Genomic DNA, 20,350 nt, shown 5'->3' with positions numbered 1-20,350 from the left:
TGTCATCGCCAGTCCAGCGCCGGAGCGACGTGCTTCAGGATGGCCTCGATGACATGGGCGTTGTAGTCGACGCCGAGCTGGTTCGGCACCGTCAGAAGGAGCGTGTCGGCCTCGGCAATGGCTTCATCGGCCTTGAGCTCCTCCACGAGCCTGTCCGGCTCGGCCGCATAGGAGCGGCCGAAGATCGCCCGCATGTCGTCGATGACGCCGATCTGGTCGCTGTCCTTGCCGCGCCCGAAGTAAGCTCGATCGCGATCGTTCACGAGTGCGAAGATCGAGCGCGAGACGGACACGCGAGGCTCGCGGGCGTGCCCCGCCTCCACCCATGCTTGCCTGTAGCGGCGGATCTGCTTGGCCTGCTGAACGTGGAAGGGCTCGCCTGTCTCGTCCTCCTTCAGGGTCGAACTCTGGAGATTCATGCCCTGCTGCGCGGCCCACATCGCGGTGGCGTTCGAAGCGGATCCCCACCAGATGCGCTCGCGCAGGCCCTCCGAATGCGGCTCGAGACGCAGCAGGCCAGGAGGGTTCGGGAACATCGGCCTCGGGTTCGGCTCGGCGAAGCCTTCCCCTTTGAGAACGTTCAGGAGCACCTCCGTATGGTGGCGGGCCATGTCGGCATCGCTTTGACCTTCTTCGGGCGCGTATCCGAAATACCGCCAGCCATCGATCACCTGCTCGGGCGAGCCGCGGCTGATGCCGAGCTGCAGACGCCCGCCGCTGATCAGATCGGCGGCACCTGCATCCTCGGCCATGTAGAGAGGGTTCTCGTAGCGCATGTCGATCACGGCGGTGCCGATCTCGATCCGTTTCGTCCTGGCGCCGATCGCCGCCAGCAGCGGGAACGGCGAGGCGAGCTGGCGTGCGAAGTGATGGACGCGGAAATATGCGCCATCCGCGCCAAGCTCCTCGGCCGCCACGGCAAGATCGATGGACTGGAGGAGCGTATCGCGGGCCGAACGCGTCTGTGACTGCGGCGAGGGCGACCAGTGCCCGAACGAGAGGAATCCGATCTTCTTCATGATGCAGTCCTGTACGAATGCGTTCGATCGATTCGCCACGATAGAGCATCGGACCCACTTTTGGGATCGATTCCGATGCTCCACTCTTGGCCGGCGCATCGTTGAGCGCGGCCCGCTGGGTCCGTCCGATGCGCCAGCAGGTCGATAGGGTGTTCGTGCAGGGGCTTCCCCCGCGAGCCCAGCGCCGCCGGATCAGCGAGACCGGGCGAGGGGTGCGCCAGGAGGGCCGGGGCCTTCGGTGGCCTCGGCCGCTCCGGTTCGGAATCGGGCCGTTCGCCCGCGGGGAACGTCAGATTTGAACCTGACCACCATCGACGAAGAGCTCGATGCCATTGACGAAGCTGGCCTCGTCCGAGGCGAGAAACAGCACGGCCCTGGCGATCTCATCAGGCTGACCGATCCTCCCGGCCGGGATGAGGCCGGCGAGATAGTCCTTGGTCCGCTGTGCCTGGTCGCCGCCGCCGAAGAGTTCGTTCAGGCCCGCGGTCTCGGTGACACCTGGGCTGACCGCATTCACCCGGATGTGACGGTCCTTCAGGTCGAGGATCCAGGTGCGGGCGAAGTTGCGCACCGCCGCCTTGGACGCCGAATAGACGCTGAACCCCGGCGTGCCGGAAATGCTGGTCGTCGACGAGGTGAGAACGACCGACCCACCGTCCTTCAGAAGGGGCAGCGCCTTCTGAACCGTGAACAGCACGCCTTTCACATTCGTGTCGAAGGTGCGCTCATAATGCTCCTCGGTGATCGAGCCGAGGGGAGCGAACTCGCCACCGCCCGCATTGGCGAAGACGACGTCGATCTGCCCGTGCTTCTGCTGAACCGCATCGTAGAGCCGGTCGACATCGGCCAGCCGGCTCATGTCTCCCCGGATTCCCGTCACATGGCCGCCGATTGTTCTCACGGCCTCGTCGAGCGCCTCCTGCCGGCGCCCGGTGATGAATACCCAAGCGCCTTCGGCCGAAAACGCTTTTGCTGTCGCCAACCCGATTCCGCTCGTCCCGCCGGTGACCACCACGACCTTGTTGTCGAACCTGTTCGTCACTGTCTTCTCCATGCTTGGCCGTGATTGGCCCCTGTCGACAGAGATGTGACGAGAACGATGATGCGAACAGACCGGTTCTATGGCACATAGCGTTCCATGAGAGGAACGCTGATGCGGAAAGATCTCAACGATTACGCCTACTTTGCCGAAGTTGTGGCTCATGGCGGCTTTGCCGCCGCAGGTCGGGCGCTGAAGGAGCCGAAATCGAAGCTCAGCCGCCGTATTGCCGGGCTCGAGGCCCGATTGGGCGTTCGGCTCATCGAGCGCTCGAGCCGCCGGTTCCGGGTGACAGAGGTGGGGCAGGCCTTCTATGAACGGTGTCGCACCCTGCTCCTGGAGGCCGAGCAGGCCGAGGCCCTGGTCGCCGAGGCCAAGGCGGAGCCGCATGGACGCATCCGGATGAGTTGTCCGACCGGCCTCGTCGAAGTCATCTCCGGGACGATCCAAAGCTTCCTGACGCGCTACCCGAAGGTGAAGCTGCAGCTTCTCGCAGTCGATCGCCCGGTCGATCTCATCGGCGAACGGATCGACGTCGCTCTGCGGGTGCGAACCGCCCTGACGAGCGACGCGGCGCTGACCATGCGTTCGCTGGGCACCTCCCGCCGCATCCTCGTGGCCAGCCCTCAGCTCGCCAGTCGGCTCCGTGCGGACATTCCATCGCTCGCGGCCCTCCCCACGCTCGGAACGAGCGACGACCCTGGAGAGATCGAGTGGACGCTGGAACGCGATGATGGTGCCGTCCATGTGCTGCGGCACGAGCCGCGCATGACCTGCGGGGACTTCGCGGCGGTCCGGGACGCGGCAGCCCATGGGTTGGGGATCGCGCTCCTGCCAGACCACGTGTGCGCGGAACACCTTGCTCGCGGCCAGCTCGTGCATGTCTTGCGAGATTGGAGAGGGCAGCAGGGGATCGTTCACCTGGTGTTCACGACCCGGCGCGGGCTGCCCCCGGCTGTTCGAACCCTCATCGACCACCTGGCGGCAGGCTTTCCCAGAGAAGCCCTCGGGGCCGATCACTGACGATGCGGCGCCTTGGTCTGAGTACGACGCACGACGACGTTTCCTCGTGGCGAGAGACGGTTCCCCGGATGGGCGGACCTGCTCCCGTCCCGTTCGCTCGTGACGGTGTCAGTCGCATCACGGGGTCCATACCCTCCGTGGGCCGTCGTATATGGACGATCCGGCTGATGATCCTAAGTCTTGAGCGAGGCCGACAGGTGCCGGTCCATCTGCTTTGCCACCTGTCCCGCGCACCGGAGACATCAGCGCCGACCATTGCGGCTTAGACACAGAGCTGGAGACTGAAGATGCAACTGGGAATGGTTGGCCTCGGCCGCATGGGCGGCAACATCGTTCGCCGTCTCATGCAGGCAGGACACGCGGGCGTCGTGTATGACCGCGACCCGGAAGCCGTCCGCGGTCTGGTCCGTGAGGGCGCTGCGGGAGCCGAGACCCTGGAGGATCTCGTGGCGAAGCTGGAGGCGCCACGGACCGTCTGGCTCATGCTGCCCGCCGGCAGGGTGACCGAAGAGACGGTCCAGCAGCTTGCCGGACTGCTCGAGGCGGGCGACACCATTATCGATGGCGGCAATTCCTTCTGGCAGGACGATGTTCGGCGAGCCGGCCAGCTCCGCAGCCGCGCCCTCCACTATATCGATGTGGGCACCAGCGGCGGGGTGTGGGGGCTCGAGCGTGGATACTGCCTGATGATCGGGGGTGAGCCCGAGGCGGTCGAGCGCCTGGATCCGATCTTCGCCGCCTTGGCGCCTGGGCGTGGCGATCTGCCGGTCACCCCGGGACGGGAGGGCGGAGATCCGCGGGCAGAGCAGGGCTATCTCCATGCCGGGCCGAACGGCGCCGGGCACTTCGTCAAGATGATCCATAACGGCATCGAGTACGGCCTGATGCAGGCCTATGCCGAAGGCTTCGATATCCTGCGCAACGCATCGAGCCCAGCTTTGCCTCCCGAGCATCGCTTCGACTTCAAGGTCGCCGACATCGCCGAAGTGTGGCGCAGGGGAAGCGTGATCACATCCTGGCTGCTTGATCTCACCGCCACCGCCCTGTCCGCAGACGAGCACCTCAGCACCTATTCGGGATATGTCGAGGATTCCGGCGAGGGGCGCTGGACCGTCCAGGCTGCCATCGACGAAGCGGTCCCGGCCGAGGTTCTGACAGCCGCCCTCTACGCCCGGTTCCGATCGCGCCAGGAGCACACCTTTGCCGAGAAGATCCTCTCGGCCATGCGCAAGGGTTTCGGCGGTCACATCGAGGCGAAGAGGCCGGAGGGAGAAAAGGCATGACGCAGTCTCACGCACCGGCCGCCGACCCGTGCTGTTTCGTGATCTTCGGCGCCTCCGGGGATCTGACAAGCCGCTTGCTCCTGCCGGCTCTCTACAATCTCGCCGCCACTGGCCTCCTCCCGGAGCGCTTTGCCATCGTGGGCGTTGCCCGCAGCGCCCGAACGGCCCACGAGTTCCGGGAGGATCTTCTGACGGCGTTGAAGGCGCATGCCACCCGTGAGGTGGACCCCGACTTGGCCCAAAGGCTTGTCGCTCATGCCGCCTACGTGTCCGGCAGCATCGACGACGGCGAGACCTTTCTCCAACTCAAGGCGGTCTTGGAGGAGCTTGAGGCAACGGCAGGCACGGGCGGCAATCGCCTGTTCTACCTGGCCATGCCGCCGGATACGTTCGAGCCGATTGCGCGCCAGCTGGCAAGGGCCGGTCTGTCCGACGAGGGCCCCTCAGGCACTCCGTGGCGCCGGGTCGTCGTCGAGAAGCCCTTCGGGACGGACCTGGCCTCGGCCCGGGCTCTCAATCGAGCCCTTCTGGAGGTGCTCGCGGAAGATCAGATCTACCGCATCGACCACTATCTCGGCAAAGAGACGGTCCAGAACATCCTGCTTCTTCGCTTTGCCAACGGGCTGTTCGAGCCGATATGGAATCGGGATCACATCGATCATGTGCAGATTACGGTGGCCGAAACCGTCAATGTCGAGAGGCGAGGGCGCTTCTACGACAGGACGGGAGCCTTGCGGGACATGGTGCCCAACCACCTGTTCCAGTTGCTGGCGCTGATCGCCATGGAGCCGCCGGCCCGGTTCGAGGCGGAGCGCGTCCGCAATGCGAAAGCTGAAGCCCTGGCGGCCATCAGGATCCCGAGCGAGGCCGAAGCGCTCGCAAACTCGGTGCGCGGTCAGTACCGCGCCGGCCGCGTCAATGACGAAGCCGTGGTGGCCTACCGGGACGCCGAGCACGTGGCGCCCGGCAGCACCACGGAAACATACGCGGCTCTCCGGCTTGAGATCGATAACTGGCGATGGGCCGGGGTGCCGTTCTACCTGAGAACCGGCAAGGCCCTCACGGCCCGCCGGACGGAGGTGGCGATCAAGTTCAAGCAGGCGCCGATCTCGATGTTCGAGCAGACCTCCGTCGATCGGCTGGGGCAGAACTTCCTCGTCCTGCGCATTCAGCCCAACGAAGGGATCACATTGCGCTTCAACGCGAAGGTGCCGGGACCTGTGCTCGCGGCGGAGAGCGTCGATATGACGTTCAAGTACAAGGATCACTTCGATGTCGCTCCGAGCACCGGATACGAGACCCTGATCTACGACTGCATGACGGGCGACGCCCTGCATTTTCAAAGGGCCGATGGAGTCGAAGCGGGCTGGGCCATCGTCCAGCCGTTTCTCGATGCTTGGGCGAAAGCAGGGGCCAGGGGGCTTGAATACTACCCTGCGGGCTCGTCAGGGCCGGAGGAGGCAGGGTTCCTGCTGGCCCGCGACGGACGCCGCTGGAGGATCATCGAGTAGCGACGATCCACCCTCGCACGCCGTTGGCGACACGAACGACGGGGCGGAGATGGTCTCTCTGCAGGGCGTGAGGGACGCCGGGGCTCCAGGCGGTCTCCAGGCGGGCCTGCAATGCTTCGGGCGTCACTCCAGCCCGCAGCGCTTCAGTAGGTAGCGGCGTTGAGCGTGACAGGGACAGGCGGGCCGGCCTTGAACGGTGCGCTGCCCCGCGCGAGCAGCCATCCATCCGCACGCTCCAGGCGTGCAACGATCTGCAGCGTGGGCGAAGGAGCCAGGTTAGCCGGCGCCGAAAACGAAAAGGCGAGAGTCCTCGACGTGCCGTCGGTCTGAATGCGCGTTCCGGCCGCGCGACGGCGCGCTTCGTCCCGGATCGACCGGTCCTCGAGATAGATCTCGAGCCGGCCTTGCGGAATCGCCGCGCCTCCTTCGAACGTGACTGCGCCGCGGATCTCTTGCGCTTGTGCTGCGGCGGGCCCTGCCGCGGCAGCGACAGCCGCAACGCCGGCGGCCATCCATAAAGTGCGGCTGTCGGTCGGGCGTTTCATCACAGGCTCCATGATCGCCCCGCAGGACTGGCGCATTGGGGCTTTTGCCGCTCCGCGTGTGGTTCGGACACGAGAGACGGATTGCCATCCAACGAGAAGGCGGGGCGCCTGGAAGCGCCCCGCCAGGGTATGGGTTAGATGATGACGAAGTCGGTCGCCGCGACATTCAGGTTTTTGCTCAGCCGCGCAAACTGAACGGCTGCACCCTGTCCCGACCCGTCGGCGTCGTAGAACAGGGCCCCGCTATCGGTATCGTAGATGATCCGATCGTCGGCGTCATGAGCAACGCCCGCCTTGCTTTTGTGGAACGCCCCCAGGGCGAGAGCGCCATCGCCACCCACGTTCCCGAAGATGAGGTTGTCCAGCAGGAACGTGTCATCGCTGACCTTGAAGTCCGTGATCCGGTCGACGTTGCCGTTCCCGAGCGCCGTCGAGAAGCGGAAGCTGTCCTCTCCCGCGCCGCCGGTGAGCGTGTCGGCTCCCAGACCGCCGTCCAGCAGATCGCTGCCGCTGCCGCCGTTGAGCTTATCGGCTCCAGCAACGCCCGGCTGAGCCGGCGCAGGGGGGAACTCGACCGACACGTTCACCTTGTAGGTCGAGCCTTGCGGCACGGCTTCGGACCAGCCGTCGCCCGGCGCCGTGTCTGACCAGCTGCCCTCTAGGATGTAATAGGTACCGGTCTCCTTGACGACGAATACCAGGCTCGAGTCACGGTTGCTTGTGGAGCCGGGATCACTGCCGCCGTCGTCGTTCTGGGCGATGATGTTGCCGCTGCTGTCGAGCAGCCTGAGCCAACTGTCATGGACGTTCGGATCGGCGATGCCGTCGATGTCGATGGTGATGACGGTGCCGGCCGCCAGATCGATCTTGTAGTATCCGCCCTGGCCGGTTCCGGTGGCGTTGACGGTCGTATGAAGAACCGTCGTCGAATCGAAGATGTCGGGATCGCCGGCGAGGGAGAAGTTGTTGGAGAGGTCGAACGCGGTGGCGATCGAGTTGTTCGTCGCATCCGGTCCCAGCGTGGCATAGCCGGTTCCGAGCCCCGGGCGAGGGGGCGCGTCGCCCTGATAGGCGAAGTCGCCGAGCAGGATGTCGTCGCCGCGGCCGCCGTCGATCGTGTCGTTTCCGCCTTGGCCGGTCAATACGTTGGCGGCATTGTTGCCGGTCAGTCGGTCGTTGTGTCCTGAACCTGCCAGATTTTCGATGGACACATAAGTATCTCCGCCAGACTTGCCCCCAGCAAGAGTAAGCCTGACGCCGCTCGTCGCGCCGGCATAATCCGCCGTGTCGCTGCCGGCTCCGCCGATCAATCTGTCGGCCCCGCCGCCACCGGTCAACGTGTCGTTGCCCGCACCACCCGAGAGCTTGTTGGCCCGGGCATTGCCGATGAGATGGTCGTCGAAGGACGAGCCGACGGCATTCTCGAAGCCGGCAAGAATATCGTGCCGGATCGTCGTGCCTCGGCCGACGATCTGCACCGGACCGTCAGCGTCGCCGCCGCTGGCCGTGCCGTTCGCAAGATCAATCGTGACGCCATCGGAGCTGCCAGTGTAGACGACCGTGTCGGTGCCGGAGCCGCCATCCAGGTAATCCTGGCCGGCGCCGCCGATGATCGTATCGTTCCCGGCTTCTCCGTAAAGGATGTCGCCGTCGTTGCCGCCATCCAGGATGTCGTTGCCGCCGCCGCCGTTGAAGTAATCGCCGCCGCCACGTCCCCAGAAGTGGTTTGCCGCGGATGTGCCGATGAACCGGTCGATGCGATCGTCGGAGCCGATCAGGTTCTCGATGCTGTCGAACGTGTCACCCGACGCGGTGCCGCCGCTGGCGGTATTGGTCGCCAGGTTGACGAGCAGCTGGAAAGGGCTTTCCTTGCTGTAATCGACCGTGTCGACGCCCGCGCCGCCCCTGAAGACATCCACGCCGTCCTGGCCGCTCAGCGTGTCGTCGCCGTCGCCGCCATCGAGGATGTCATTGCCTTGGCCACCGAGAAGGGTGTCGTTGCCGCGGCCGCCGTAGAGCGCATCGTTGCCGTCGTCGCTCTCGGTCTGGTCTGCGAGATCTTCCACATCGATCGTGTTGTTGATATCCCGGCTGGCGAGCGAGTCGCGGCCGCCGATGATGAGGTCGTCGCCTCCCTGCCCGAAAATCGTGTCGTCCCCGGCGCCGCCATCGAGCGTGTTATTTCCATTGTCGCCGAAGGTAATGCTTGTCAGCGTGTTGTCGCCGGCACTGGGCGGGGTCTCGCCGCCGCCACCGGGCTGAAGGGTCGACACGTCGGCGTAGATGATGCTTTCGACGTTGGCGATCGTCCTGATCCTCAAGTCCCTGGAGAGGAGGATGACCGTGTCGTTGCCCCCATTGACTTCCTCCCGGACGATGTCGTCGAGCGAATCGACGAAATAGATATCGTCGCCGCCGTTGCCCGCCATGCGGTCAGCCCCGCCGCGCCCGTCCAGGACGTTGGCGCCGTCGTTGCCGATCAGGATGTCGTCATACCGGCTGCCGACGCCGTTCTCGATGTAATAGCCGGTTCCATCCGCGTTGTGGCCGGCGAAAATGGAGACGTTGTTGCTGTGTCCGTTGACGCTGGAGAAACGTCCCGGACGCAAGTCGAGGATCGTTCCCGCCGTCGAGCCGGAGAAGTCGATCGTGTCCGTTCCGCCCGTATCATGGATCGCAAAGCCGATGTCATGGCGCATGCCGGAGGAGGTCAGCTGATAGCCGAGCTGCGTGCTGCCGAAGCCATAGACGTTGTCGCCGGTGTTCAGGTCGATCTGCTGATAGGTGCGCACCCCGTTCGCGTCGACGGTGGAGAAAAAGCGGCGAATGACAGCCTCAATGTCGGCCATGAGCGGCGACGAGGCGGACCAGCGGCTGGTCTCGCCGACGTCGATCCCATCGAAATAGGACATGACGCTGTATTGCTGGCGATCATAGGTCCAGGTCGCGTTGTTCAGATAGTTGATCTGCACGCCTCCGGGGCCGCTGTAATTGTAGAGCCCCGGGTGGTTGAGGCCGAACTCATGGCCGAATTCATGGATGAAGGAATCGAAGACGTACCCGCCCACGTCCGTCTTGTTGGGTTCGGTGTCGTGGAAACGCTGACCGATGCTGACATAGCGGTTGCTCGAATAGGCGCTGCCCTCGTCAGCTTCTCCCAGCTCCGGGCTGACGACCTCGATCCAGTCCGTTGCGCGGTTGAACGACGCGTCGTCGACGATCTCGAATTTCAGTGGTGTGACCGCGGACCACATCTGAAGGGCTCCGATCGCGGCCGCCTTATAGTCGGGGTGGTCATTGAGTTCGTAGACGTTGATCCTCAGCGTTCCTGCCGCGAGCGCGGGGGTCAGGCTGCGGCCCAAGGCGCCCAGATAGCCCAGAAAGGACTCGTAGTCCTCGCTCTTGCCATAAGGGTTGTCCGGCGTCTGATCGTTGACCCACCACTGATCGCTGGCTTGGCTCGGTTGCGGCATCTCGGGGTTCCTCTCTGACTGATTGTGCGCTGCCGCGAGGCCGCGCTGGTTTGACGTACCAATGTCCCCCAGGCATGCGTTGCGCGTGCCTGTCAGCCCTTCACGCTTCGCAAGTAATGTGTCCGGAATTTTTGACTTGTCTACCCCTGAGGAAGTACCCTTTTTTCTCGAAAGACGTCGGGAGGATTCGCATCGCACGCGGACATGACGAAGAGGTTCGGCAGTAAAGGCCACAAGCGGCGGAGTAAGTGACTGATCGAAAAAGCTTAAGCCCTGCTCAAGCGGGCATGAGGCCGATTGGGCCGTGAACGACGGCCCGTTGCTCGGAGCCGAACAGAAGCGAATGCCGTGCTGACGTCATCATCGCAGTCGCGCGTTCACGATCGGCAACTGTGAGGCCGGCGGCGGTATTCGCCATCTCGGCTTCGAGGGATCGGGACTGCGAGTGGAGATGCGCGGCGGAATTCGGTGTTGTCTGGCGGAGAAAGAAGGTGCGCCCTGTCATGGATTGACCCGAAACGGTGCGCCCGATCTTCTGATCTGCGTCGCTTTCTGGCGCCCTCCCGGGGCTGCATCTGGTTGATCTCTGTTCGACGCATCATCGGTTGAGCCCCGGTGCCTGCAGTGCCCCATAGGCTGATTCCGGCACCCGCTACCTGCCATGGTCCGCGGGGCGACGCCCCACGGTTGCGCCCCGTGAAATCCTGCCCGACCTTCCTGACCCGCCGATACAGCGTTTCATGATGGGCCGAGATCCCACCGGCAGCCAACCCCGCCGGGATCCAGAGGCTCGCCACGCAACACAGACACGAAGATCAGGCAGAGCCGTTCTCCTTGCGCCCGTCGAGGCGGCTCGTGAGGTCGTCTCCTGACCGGTGACGTCGGACCGCCTTCAACCGGGGACCGCACCTTCATTGTCACGCCTTGTCTTGACATCGAGGACGCGCTGATCCAGCCTCAAAGTTGTCAGACCAATTCCGGAGCGCGTCTGCTTCGGGGTGACGCAGCTCGGTATCGGAGGCTGGGGCGCAGTGGAACCAGAATGGGGAACTCAGGTCCGTCGCACCACGTCCGCACGCATGTCGGGCGCGATGCAGGCCATCGCCGAGTATATCGGCCATTCGAATCTGCAGCCGGGAGATTGCCTGCCTCCCGAGCGTGAGTTGATGGGTGAGCTCTCGGTCGGCCGTTCCACGATTCGCGAGGTTATCCGTCACTGGCAGGCACTCGGGGTGGTCGAGAGCCGCAGGGGCAGTGGCACTTACCTCCTGCGTCGGATCTCGCCCGAGACCATGCACCTTCCGCTTGCGGTCGACAGCGGGCAGAACGGCCTTCTCCAGATGCTGGAGGTTCGCCGTGGCCTGGAAGTCGAGGCAAGCGCCCTCGCGGCCATGCGGGCCGGTGCCGCCGATCTCGAGCGGATCGAATCCAAGCTCCTGATCATGGAGGCCGTTCACCGCGAGAAAGGCTGCGCTGGCCCCGAGGACCTGGCATTTCATCTCTCGATCTATGACGCCAGCGGCAATCCGATCTTCAACCAGCTCCTGTCGCAAATGCGGGAGAGCGTGCAGACGCTGTTCGGCATGTCGCGGGTCCGGGTGGATTTCGCCGCCCGATCCTTTCCGTTCCATCGCGAGCTGTTCGAGGCCATCGCGGCCAAGGATCCGGATGCAGCCCGCTTCAAGACGCTTTCGATCCTCGCCATCGTGGAGGAGGATATCAAGGACATGATCAGATGAGCACCTCCGTCGATCCACTGGCCCGTGCCATGGCCATCCTTGCCCATGATGGCGAGCATGCCTACGAGGCTGTCGTGCCTCCGATCGCGCAAACCTCTCTCTTTACCTTCAGCTCATATGCCGAGATGGAGGAAACCTATCGCGGCCAGAAGGTGCGCCCCACCTACACCCGCGGGCTCAATCCCACGGTTCGTCTGTTCGAAGAGAAAATGGCCGCCCTGGAATGCGGGGATGATGCCATCGGATTTGCCAGCGGCATGGCGGCCATCGCCTCTACCGTCCTGGCATTCGTCCAGCCGGGCGACCGGATCGTATGCGTGGAGCACGTCTATCCTGACGCGTACCGGCTCTTCCAGACCTACCTCAAGCGGATGAACGTGACGGTCGACTATGTGGATGGTCGTGACCATGACGCAGTCAGACGCGCCCTGCCCGGCGCCAGGCTCTTCTACATGGAGAGCCCGACGAGCTGGCTCATGCATGTCCACGACGTAGCGGCGCTTGCCGGAATCGCACGCGAAAATGGTGCGATCTCGATCATCGACAACAGCTGGGCGAGCCCCATCTTCCAGCAGCCGCTGACCCTCGGGGTCGACCTTGTGGTCCATTCCGCCTCGAAATATATCGGCGGCCACAGCGACGTGGTGGCGGGCGTCGTCGTGGGCTCGGGTGGGCTCATTGGAGAGATCCGATCCCGCATTTATCCCTACCTCGGCGGCAAGCTGTCCCCATTCGATGCATGGCTTCTGCTGCGTGGTCTTCGCACCTTGCCGATCCGCATGAGAGCCCATGAGGCAGCGGGTCTGCACGTGGCGCGCGAGCTCGCGAAGCGACCGGACGTGGTGGCGGTCTATCATCCCGGCCTGAGCAATGGGCTGCTCGACGGGCTGCAAGGCACATCCGGCCTGTTCTCGTTCGAGTTCGACGGCAGCGTCGACATCGCCCGGTTCGCGGACTCGCTCCGGTTTTTCAAGCTCGGCGTGAGCTGGGGCGGACATGAGAGCCTTGTGGTGCCTGCCCAGGTGGTCCGGGCCCAGGCGGCAGGGCCCAATTCGGCGATCGATTTCGGCGTCTCCGATCGTGTCGTGCGGCTTCATGTGGGCCTCGAGGGCCAGGATGCCCTCGTGGCCGATCTCTCACAGGCCATCAGGGAGGCGAAGATGAGCTAACCAAACTGTCGTCAGGAGCGGTCGAACACGTTCGAGACAAGATCAAAACAGAGGGAAGACCATGATCCAACGCCTGCTGCTCGCTACTGCGCTCGCCACGACCTTCGTCGGCAGCGCCCTTGCCCAGACCACCCTGAAGCTCACGGAAGTCATCACCAGCCCCGAGCGGACAGAAACGCTCAAGGGCATCGTGAAGGGTTTCGAGGAGGCAAACCCCGGCGTGAAGGTGGAAATCACGTCTCTGCCCTGGAGCCAAGCCTTCGAGAAATTCGCCACCATGGTGTCCGCCGGCGATACGCCGGACGTTGTCGAGATGCCGGATCGGTGGCTTTCGCTCTACGCGAACAACGGCGCCCTGGAGAGCCTCGAGCCTTACCTGAAGGCTTGGGCCCATACGGGCGGGTTGAACGAGAGAGCCCTGGAGGTCGGTCGCAGCGTCAAGAATACCGCCTACACGATACCCTACGGCTTCTATCTGAGAGCCATGTTCTACAACAAGAAGCTTTTCGAGCAGGCCGGCGTGAAGGAGCCGCCGAAGACCCTGACGGAGTTCGAGGAGGTCTCCAAGAAGGTTTCGGCCATCCCGGGCAAGTACGGCTACTGCCTGCGGGGTGGTCCCGGCGGCCTGAACGGCTGGGTGATGTTCGGCGCCACGATGGCCGGCGACAACGCCTTCTTCAAGCAGGACGGGACCTCGACCTTCGCCGATGAGGGATGGGTGAAAGGCCTCGCCTATCTCACCGATCTCTACAAGAAGGGCTACGCTCCGAAGGACAGCGTGAACTGGGGCTTCAACGAGATCGTCGCCGGGTTCTACTCCAGCACCTGCGCCATGCTCGATCAGGATCCTGATGCACTGATCGCCATCGCCGAGCGCATGAAGCCGGAGGAATACGGAGTCGCGCCTTTCCCCAAGGGCCCAGCAGGCAAGGCCTTCCCGACGCTGGGCTATGCGGGTTGGTCTATGTTCGCGAACAGCAAGAACAAGGAGCTGTCCTGGAAGCTGCTTGCTGCGCTCGCCGGCCCTGAGGGCAATATCGCCTGGAACAAGAAAACGGGTGCGCTGCCGATCTACAAGTCGGCCGAGAACGATCCGTTCTATTCCGGCCCGCAGTTCAAGGGATGGTTCGAGGAACTCGCCGACAAGAATGTCGTCCCGACGATCATGCCGACCTACCTGCAGGAATTCGCCTTCTTCGCGGACTCGCTCGCGGTGAAGACCAGCCAGCAGGCTCTTCTTGGCCAGCTCGCCCCGAAGGACATGGCGGCTCAGTGGGCCGATTACATGACGAAGGCACAGAAGAAGCACCTTGCTTCGAGCAAATGAATCCGGATCGGCGCGGCGTCCGAGCCGCGCCGTCCGCTTGTTTTGTCCTGTCAAGGAGCGCCGCATGTCAACGATGCCCCTATACGAGGAGGCTGCAGGCCGCCGGCGTGCGCCGCTGCGCAGGCTCGTGTCAGGCCTCGAGCCTTACCTGTACATCGCTCCCTCGGTCGTCCTGATTGCGGTCATCATGCTCGTGCCGCTGACGATCGGCTTGTCCTACGCGTTTCGGGACATGCAGCTGATCAACCCCTTCAGCGGCGGCTTCGTCGGTCTCGAGCATTTCCGGACTCTCTGGACGGATGCGGCGTTCTGGCTTTCCATGAGGAACACCCTTGTTTGGACCTTGGCTTCGGTTGTCCTGCAATTTGCCTTCGGCCTCGTGCTGGCACTCCTCCTCAACAATTCTTTTCCGGGGCGCGGCGTCATCCAGGCATTGGTTTTTCTGCCCTGGGCAGTGCCGACGTTTCTATCCGGCCTGAACTGGGCCTGGCTGTTCAACCCTGTTGTCGGTCCCCTGCCGCACTGGATGGCGGCCCTCGGAATCCTGCCTGCTCCCGAGAACATTCTGTCGGACCCCCATCTCGCGATCTGGGGGCCGATCGTCGCCAATGTCTGGTGGGGCATCCCGTTCTTTGCCATCACGCTGCTTGCGGCCCTGCAATCGATCCCGCAGGATATCTATGAAGCGGCCGCCATCGATGGCGCCGGTGCCTGGCGGCGCTTCATCGACATCACCCTTCCGTTCCTGGCGCCCACCATCGCGATTACGGTCATGCTGCGGACCATCTGGATTGCGAACTTCGCCGATCTGATCATCGTCATGACCAATGGCGGACCCGCGGATCAGACGCAGATCGTTTCGAGCTACATCTTCACGCAGGCATTCCGGCGCCTCGATTTCGGCTACGCATCCGCGATCGCGATGGTGCTGCTCGGGCTTCTGCTGGCCTATTCCTTCGTCATCATCCTGATGCGGCAGTCCCTGCTGAGGCGATGAGGAGAGCCCTATGACATCGTCCGCCCGCAGCACCCCGTACTGGATCCTTCACTATGGGCTGCTCGCCCTCTATGTCGCTTTCGCGCTCTTTCCCCTCTACTGGCTGCTCAAGGTTTCTGTCACGCCGAACAACCTTCTCTACAGCGAGGGCATCCGGCTCTGGCCTTCCCGCTCTTCCCTGGCACACTACACGTTCGTCCTCGCCCATAGCGACTTTCCGCTGTTCTTCAAGAACAGCCTGATCGTCTCGGGCAGCACGGCCGCGACGGTGACGCTGATCGCTGCTCTTTCGGGCTATGCGATGTCACGGTTCGATTTCCGCGGCAAGATGTGGCTCGTCGGGCTGATGCTCATCACCCAGATGTTTCCGCTCGTCATGCTGGTGGCTCCGATCTTCAAGCTTTTCTCGCCGCTCGGTCTCACCAACAGCCTCACCGGTCTCGTCATCGTCTACACGGCCTTCAACGTGCCGTTCGCGACCTTCCTGATGCAGTCGTTCTTCGACGGGATCCCGAAGGATCTGGAGGAGGCTGCGATGATCGACGGCGCTTCGCGCTTCCGTGCCTTTCGGCAGATCATCCTCCCGCTCACTCTGCCGGGCATTGCTGCAACCCTGGGCTTCGTTTTCACGGCAGCCTGGAGCGAGCTGCTCTTCGCCCTCATGCTGGTGTCGAAGGCCGATGCGAGCACGTTTCCGGTTGGTCTGCTCAGCTTCGTGTCGAAGTTCTCGGTCGATTTCGGGCAGATGATGGCGGCAGGCATCCTGGCCCTGATCCCCGCATGCCTCTTCTTCCTTCTCATTCAACGCTATCTCGTCCGGGGTCTGACGGCGGGCGCGGTCAAAGGCTGAGGGTTAGCATCATGGCTTCCATCGATATTCAGGGTGTCGGCAAGTCCTATGGGGCCGTTCCTGTCCTTCACGAGGTCGACCTGTCGATCCAGGATGGGGAGTTCGTCGTGCTGGTCGGGCCTTCGGGATGCGGCAAGTCCACGCTCCTGCGCATGATCGCAGGACTGGAGGGCATCACCCGCGGGGACATCCGCATCGCCGGGAGGGTTGTGAACGAACTGGCGCCGAAGGACCGGGATATCGCCATGGTGTTCCAGTCCTATGCCCTCTATCCGCACATGACGGTTCGCGACAACATGAGCTACAGCCTCAAATTGCGAGGAACGCCTTCGGAGCGGATGGCCCAGGTCGTGAATGCGGCCGCCGCCAAACTGGGGCTCGAGTCCTTCCTCGACCGAAAGCCCCGCACCCTGTCGGGGGGACAGCGGCAGCGCGTCGCGATGGGGCGCTCCATCGTGCGCAAGCCGAAGGCGTTCCTGTTCGATGAGCCGCTGTCCAATCTCGATGCGCGTCTTCGCGAACAGATGCGCGTGGAGATCAAGAAGCTCCACCGGGAGCTCGGCACGACGTCGATCTATGTGACCCACGACCAAGTGGAGGCCATGACCCTCGCCGACCGGATCGTCGCGATGAACGCAGGCGCCGTCCAGCAGGTTGGAACGCCGCTCGATCTTTACGAGCGCCCCACGAACCTGTTCGTCGCCAGCTTCATCGGGTCGCCTGCCATCAATGTGCTCGACGGCACCCTGCATGGTGACGGCGAACGTCGGTTCGTCGCCCTCGGGTCAGGCGAGACGATGCCGGTCTCCGATCGTATCCAGGGCCGGGATGGCCAAGCCGTGAGGGTCGGGGTGCGCCCTGAGGACGTCCAGGTGTCGACGAGGGGGGAGGGGGATCATACGGGTCAAATCGAGCTGGTGGAGCCGATGGGCCTAGGGACGATCCTCCATATCAGAACCGTCTCTTCCGCTCTGAAGGCATTCGTGCTGGAGCGGGCGCATTACCAGATCGGCACGGACGTCGCCTTCAGCCTGCCCGCGCCCAAGCTCCACATTTTCGATGCCCAAACAGGTCAAAGGCTTCCGGATCAGGCCGTCTCTCCTTAGAAAGCGCGGATTTCTCTGCTTTGAGTGGCAGGGCCCAGAGCATTTTTCGGGGAACAGGATCCGGTTTTCGCTGGCGCGGCCCGCTGGGTCCGTTCTGACCGATGCTCTCATTCAAGAAGAAAGCATCGGATGGATCCCAAAAGTGCAAGTCCACTTTTCACGTCCGATGCTTTAAGGAAACCGAACGATGCGCTCCTCGAAAATCATCCACGTGGTCAGTTGCCATGCCGAAGGCGAAGTGGGCGACGTGATCGTCGGTGGTGTCGCGCCTCCGCCCGGAGAGACCGTATGGGAACAGTCACGCTGGATCGCACAGGACAAGACGTTGCGGAATTTCGTCCTCAACGAGCCGCGCGGCGGCGTCTTCCGTCACGTGAACCTGCTGGTACCCCCCAAGAACCCCAGGGCGCAGATGGGCTGGATCATCATGGAGCCGGAGGATACGCCTCCCATGTCCGGCTCCAACGCGATCTGCGTCTCAACCGTCCTGCTGGACAGCGGCATCATCCCCATGACCGAGCCGGAAACCCGCATGGTCCTGGAGGCTCCCGCGGGGTTGGTGGAGGTCGTCGCGGAGTGCCGCAACGGCAAGGCTGAGCGGATCACGGTCACGAACGTGCCGAGCTTCGCCGCCAGGCTCGATGCGACGCTGGAAGTGCCGGGGCTGGGTACGATGACGGTCGATACCGCCTATGGCGGCGACAGCTTCGTGGTCGTCGAGGCCGAGACGCTCGGCTTCAGGCTGGTCGCGGACGAGGCCCGCGCACTGGCCGAAATCGGCATCAGGATCACCAATGCCGCCAACGAGCAACTGGGCTTCTCCCATCCCGAGGACACCGGATGGAATCATATCTCCTTCTGCGCTTTCGCCGGGCCCTTGTATCGGGAGAACGGACGATTGATGTCGCGCTCGGCGGTCGCCATTCAGCCAGGCAAGATTGATCGGTCGCCGACCGGCACGGCGGTATCGGCCCGGATGGCGATCCTGCATGCCCGCGGCCTGCTCAAGGAAGGGGAGACGCTGACCGGCGTCTCGATCATCGATACCCAGTTCATCGGCAGGATCGTGCGTGAGACGACGGTGGCTGGACAGACGGCGATCGTTCCGTCAATTTCCGGGCGCGCATGGATCGCCGGAACCTCCCAACTCATGCTCGACCCGTCCGACCCGTTTCCCGGAGGGTACAAGCTGTCCGACACTTGGCCGATGCTCAAGTAGGCGCCCCCTGGACAGCCAGACTTCTGGTCCGCGCGATGCGCTAGAGCATTTTTCGGTGAAGTGGATCCGGTTCACCGTCAAAAAATGCGGCTCGGCAAAGACAAGAGATGATTCCACGTGAGTGGAAACAGGTCTGGTCTTCCAGGGCTTCCTCTTGCTTTCTGGCCGCTGTCACCCATAACGCTACAATCCGCCTTGCCGAAAGCAGGATCATGGCCTCACCACGCGATGCCTGCCCTCAGGCTCCGCTCCATCCCGGTGGCATGCTGCGCGATCAGGTGCTGCCCGGGCTCGGCCTTTCCGTAAGCCAAGCCGCCCGCGAACTTCGCATCGCCCGCCAGACGCTCCACCGGGTTCTCGCCGGCACGGCCGCGGTCAGCCCCGAGATGGCGACCCGCCTGGCCCGCCTGTCGGGAACCGCCCCACGGCTTTGGCTCGATCTCCAGCAGCGCTATGATCTCTGGCATGCCGAGCAGGCCCTGGCCGGGGTGTTGACGCTGATCCCAACCCACATCCTGCCTCCGGTCATCCTGGCCGAGATCGGACTTTCGAATGACCACACCATTCAAGCCCCGCCCTAAGGCGAAAACCGGAGTCGAGGGGCTCGACGACGTTCTCGTCGGCGGCCTCGCGCCAGGGCACGTCTATCTCCTGGAGGGCAGCCCCGGCACCGGCAAGACCACCATCGCGCTCCAGTTCCTGCTGGAAGGCGCCAAGGTGGGCGAGACAGGCCTCTACATCACCCTCTCCGAGACCGAGCAGGAGCTTCGCAACGGTGCGGCCTCCCACGGCTGGTCCCTGGACGCTGCCATCCATGTGTTCGAGCTCGTGCCGCCCGAAAGCCTGCTCGACGAGGAACATCAGCAGAGCCTCCTGTACTCGTCCGATCTCGAGCTCGGCGAGACCACCAAGGCGGTGTTCGCGGCCATCGACCGGGCCAAGCCGGTGCGCATCGTCCTGGACAGCCTGTCCGAGATCCGCCTCCTGGCCCAGAGTTCGCTGCGCTACCGCCGGCAGATCCTGGCGATGAAGCACTACTTCGCCCAGCAGGGGGCAACGGTCCTGATGCTCGACGACCTGACCACGGACACCAACGACAAGACCGTGCACAGCATCGCCCATGGGGTGATCCGCCTGGAGGGGATGACGCCGATCTATGGGGCCGAACGCCGTCGTCTGCGGGTGGTCAAGTATCGCGGCCAGAGCTTCCGAGGCGGCTATCACGACTTCACGATCGCCGAGGGTGGGGTCCAGGTGTTCCCGCGCCTGGTGTCGGGGGAGCACAAGACGGGCTTTGCCCGCGACGTGCTCACCAGCGGGATCAGGGAACTCGATGCTCTGCTGGGCGGCGGCATCGAGCGGGGCTCCAGCACCTTGGTCATGGGTCCGGCCGGAAGCGGCAAGTCGCTCCTCGCGGTGCAGTTCGCGGTCTCCGCCGTTCAGCGGGGCGAGAAGGCGGCGTTGCTCGTTTTCGACGAGGAGCTCGGTCTCCTGCTCGACCGCACCAGGCTGATGGGCATCGACCTGGAGGCGATGCGCGCGGCCGGCAACCTGTTCATCGAGCAGGTCGACGCCGCCGAACTCTCGCCGGGCGAGTTCACGCACCGGGTCCGGACCCAGGTGGATGAGCATGAGGTCAAGACCATCGTGATCGACAGCCTCAACGGCTACCAGGCGGCCATGCCGGAGGAGCAGTTTCTGATCCTGCACATGCATGAGCTGCTGCAATACCTGAACCGGCAGGGCGCCTCGACCTTCCTGCTCGTGGCGCAGCACGGGCTCGTCGGCGACATGAAGGCGCCGGTCGACGTCACCTACCTGGCCGATACGGTGATCCTGCTGCGCTACTTCGAGGCCTTCGGCCAGGTGCGGCGGGCCCTGTCCGTCATCAAGAAGCGCTTCGGCTCGCATGAGAGCACCATCCGCGAGATGCGGGTCGACGGCAGCGGGATTGCCATCGGCGCGCCGCTCAGGAGCTTCCAGGGCGTGCTGCGCGGCGTGCCGGTGATGGCGGAGGAGGACCGCGCCTCCCTGCTCGAAGATCGCTGAG

General features: G+C 63.9%; 16 protein-coding genes. 12 read left to right on the top strand and 4 right to left on the bottom strand.

Translation table 11 applies throughout. The annotated features are described in order from the left end of the window. Window positions 1-2 precede the first annotated feature (2 nt). On the bottom strand, window positions 3-1,019 hold the full coding sequence (locus OCW50_RS13345) for an LLM class flavin-dependent oxidoreductase (protein ID WP_262297874.1): 1,017 nt from the start codon (window positions 1,017-1,019) through the stop codon (window positions 3-5). Window positions 1,020-1,308: 289 nt separating this feature from the next. Beyond that, on the bottom strand, window positions 1,309-2,061 hold the full coding sequence (locus tag OCW50_RS13340; RefSeq protein WP_262297873.1) for an SDR family NAD(P)-dependent oxidoreductase: 753 nt from the start codon (window positions 2,059-2,061) through the stop codon (window positions 1,309-1,311). 111 nt (window positions 2,062-2,172) lie between these two features. Here OCW50_RS13340 and OCW50_RS13335 point away from each other — a divergent pair, with 111 nt between their 5' ends. The 3 genes from OCW50_RS13335 (at window position 2,173) to zwf (ending at window position 5,875) form a co-directional block, all read left to right on the top strand. Continuing rightward, window positions 2,173-3,081, top strand: coding sequence for a LysR substrate-binding domain-containing protein (locus tag OCW50_RS13335; protein ID WP_262297872.1), 909 nt, complete (start codon window positions 2,173-2,175; stop codon window positions 3,079-3,081). A gap of 287 nt (window positions 3,082-3,368) precedes the next feature. Then, entirely contained in the window at window positions 3,369-4,364 is a 996-nt protein-coding gene (gene gnd / locus OCW50_RS13330; protein ID WP_262297871.1) for a phosphogluconate dehydrogenase (NAD(+)-dependent, decarboxylating), read from the top strand. Then, window positions 4,361-5,875, top strand: coding sequence for a glucose-6-phosphate dehydrogenase (zwf, locus tag OCW50_RS13325; protein WP_262297870.1), 1,515 nt, complete (start codon window positions 4,361-4,363; stop codon window positions 5,873-5,875). Before gnd ends, zwf begins: the two co-directional genes overlap by 4 nt. A gap of 143 nt (window positions 5,876-6,018) precedes the next feature. Here the strand turns inward: zwf and OCW50_RS13320 are convergent, their stop codons facing one another. Together OCW50_RS13320 and OCW50_RS13315 are read right to left on the bottom strand one after the other, a co-directional pair. Continuing rightward, window positions 6,019-6,420: a hypothetical protein gene (locus OCW50_RS13320; protein WP_262297869.1), complete on the bottom strand. Its 402-nt coding sequence runs from the start codon at window positions 6,418-6,420 to the stop codon at window positions 6,019-6,021. Window positions 6,421-6,554: 134 nt separating this feature from the next. Then, window positions 6,555-9,893 (bottom strand): M10 family metallopeptidase C-terminal domain-containing protein, encoded by a 3,339-nt coding sequence (locus tag OCW50_RS13315; protein ID WP_262297868.1) that lies wholly within the window; start codon window positions 9,891-9,893, stop codon window positions 6,555-6,557. A 1,079-nt stretch (window positions 9,894-10,972) separates the two neighbouring features. On the opposite strand from OCW50_RS13315, the gene OCW50_RS13310 reads away from it, so the two are divergent. The 9 genes from OCW50_RS13310 (at window position 10,973) to OCW50_RS13270 (ending at window position 20,349) form a co-directional block, all read left to right on the top strand. Beyond that, window positions 10,973-11,632 (top strand): FadR/GntR family transcriptional regulator, encoded by a 660-nt coding sequence (locus OCW50_RS13310; protein ID WP_373371389.1) that lies wholly within the window; start codon window positions 10,973-10,975, stop codon window positions 11,630-11,632. Further along, window positions 11,629-12,801 carry a PLP-dependent transferase gene (locus OCW50_RS13305; protein WP_262271410.1) on the top strand — a complete coding sequence of 391 codons (1,173 nt, stop codon included), beginning with the start codon at window positions 11,629-11,631 and terminating at the stop codon, window positions 12,799-12,801. The genes OCW50_RS13310 and OCW50_RS13305 overlap by 4 nt, the downstream gene beginning before the upstream one ends. A gap of 61 nt (window positions 12,802-12,862) precedes the next feature. Further along, window positions 12,863-14,128 (top strand): ABC transporter substrate-binding protein, encoded by a 1,266-nt coding sequence (locus tag OCW50_RS13300; protein ID WP_373371383.1) that lies wholly within the window; start codon window positions 12,863-12,865, stop codon window positions 14,126-14,128. A 64-nt stretch (window positions 14,129-14,192) separates the two neighbouring features. Then, window positions 14,193-15,125, top strand: coding sequence for a carbohydrate ABC transporter permease (locus OCW50_RS13295; RefSeq protein WP_262271411.1), 933 nt, complete (start codon window positions 14,193-14,195; stop codon window positions 15,123-15,125). Between the two features lie 10 nt (window positions 15,126-15,135). Continuing rightward, on the top strand, window positions 15,136-15,975 hold the full coding sequence (locus tag OCW50_RS13290; RefSeq protein ID WP_262297867.1) for a carbohydrate ABC transporter permease: 840 nt from the start codon (window positions 15,136-15,138) through the stop codon (window positions 15,973-15,975). Window positions 15,976-15,986: 11 nt separating this feature from the next. Beyond that, the gene (locus OCW50_RS13285; protein ID WP_262297866.1) at window positions 15,987-17,081 is read left to right on the top strand and encodes an ABC transporter ATP-binding protein; all 1,095 of its coding nucleotides are present in this window, start codon (window positions 15,987-15,989) and stop codon (window positions 17,079-17,081) included. Window positions 17,082-17,268: 187 nt separating this feature from the next. Continuing rightward, the gene (locus OCW50_RS13280; protein ID WP_262271415.1) at window positions 17,269-18,300 is read left to right on the top strand and encodes a trans-3-hydroxy-L-proline dehydratase; all 1,032 of its coding nucleotides are present in this window, start codon (window positions 17,269-17,271) and stop codon (window positions 18,298-18,300) included. A gap of 212 nt (window positions 18,301-18,512) precedes the next feature. Continuing rightward, complete coding sequence (locus tag OCW50_RS13275) at window positions 18,513-18,881, top strand: HigA family addiction module antitoxin (RefSeq protein WP_262271416.1); 369 nt, start codon at window positions 18,513-18,515, stop codon at window positions 18,879-18,881. Next, window positions 18,853-20,349 carry an ATPase domain-containing protein gene (locus OCW50_RS13270; RefSeq protein ID WP_262297865.1) on the top strand — a complete coding sequence of 499 codons (1,497 nt, stop codon included), beginning with the start codon at window positions 18,853-18,855 and terminating at the stop codon, window positions 20,347-20,349. The genes OCW50_RS13275 and OCW50_RS13270 overlap by 29 nt, the downstream gene beginning before the upstream one ends. Window position 20,350: the final 1 nt, after the last annotated feature.

The sequence above is a fragment of the Microvirga sesbaniae genome, from assembly GCF_025460805.1.
Lineage (GTDB): Bacteria > Pseudomonadota > Alphaproteobacteria > Rhizobiales > Beijerinckiaceae > Microvirga > Microvirga sesbaniae.
This window is presented reverse-complemented; position numbering and strand designations above follow the sequence as displayed.

Bases quoted from the DNA above. Each gene is read 5' to 3' on its own strand.
- gnd (WP_262297871.1), top strand. From the start codon at position 3,369: ATGCAACTGGGAATGGTTGGCCTCGGCCGCATGGGCGGCAACATCGTT.
- OCW50_RS13305 (WP_262271410.1), top strand. From the start codon at position 11,629: ATGAGCACCTCCGTCGATCCACTGGCCCGTGCCATGGCCATCCTTGCC.
- OCW50_RS13275 (WP_262271416.1), top strand. From the start codon at position 18,513: ATGGCCTCACCACGCGATGCCTGCCCTCAGGCTCCGCTCCATCCCGGT.
- OCW50_RS13315 (WP_262297868.1), bottom strand. From the start codon at position 9,893: ATGCCGCAACCGAGCCAAGCCAGCGATCAGTGGTGGGTCAACGATCAG.
- OCW50_RS13320 (WP_262297869.1), bottom strand. From the start codon at position 6,420: ATGAAACGCCCGACCGACAGCCGCACTTTATGGATGGCCGCCGGCGTT.
- OCW50_RS13295 (WP_262271411.1), top strand. From the start codon at position 14,193: ATGTCAACGATGCCCCTATACGAGGAGGCTGCAGGCCGCCGGCGTGCG.
- OCW50_RS13335 (WP_262297872.1), top strand. From the start codon at position 2,173: ATGCGGAAAGATCTCAACGATTACGCCTACTTTGCCGAAGTTGTGGCT.
- OCW50_RS13345 (WP_262297874.1), bottom strand. From the start codon at position 1,019: ATGAAGAAGATCGGATTCCTCTCGTTCGGGCACTGGTCGCCCTCGCCG.
- OCW50_RS13290 (WP_262297867.1), top strand. From the start codon at position 15,136: ATGACATCGTCCGCCCGCAGCACCCCGTACTGGATCCTTCACTATGGG.
- OCW50_RS13310 (WP_373371389.1), top strand. From the start codon at position 10,973: ATGTCGGGCGCGATGCAGGCCATCGCCGAGTATATCGGCCATTCGAAT.
- zwf (WP_262297870.1), top strand. From the start codon at position 4,361: ATGACGCAGTCTCACGCACCGGCCGCCGACCCGTGCTGTTTCGTGATC.
- OCW50_RS13270 (WP_262297865.1), top strand. From the start codon at position 18,853: ATGACCACACCATTCAAGCCCCGCCCTAAGGCGAAAACCGGAGTCGAG.
- OCW50_RS13300 (WP_373371383.1), top strand. From the start codon at position 12,863: ATGATCCAACGCCTGCTGCTCGCTACTGCGCTCGCCACGACCTTCGTC.
- OCW50_RS13280 (WP_262271415.1), top strand. From the start codon at position 17,269: ATGCGCTCCTCGAAAATCATCCACGTGGTCAGTTGCCATGCCGAAGGC.
- OCW50_RS13285 (WP_262297866.1), top strand. From the start codon at position 15,987: ATGGCTTCCATCGATATTCAGGGTGTCGGCAAGTCCTATGGGGCCGTT.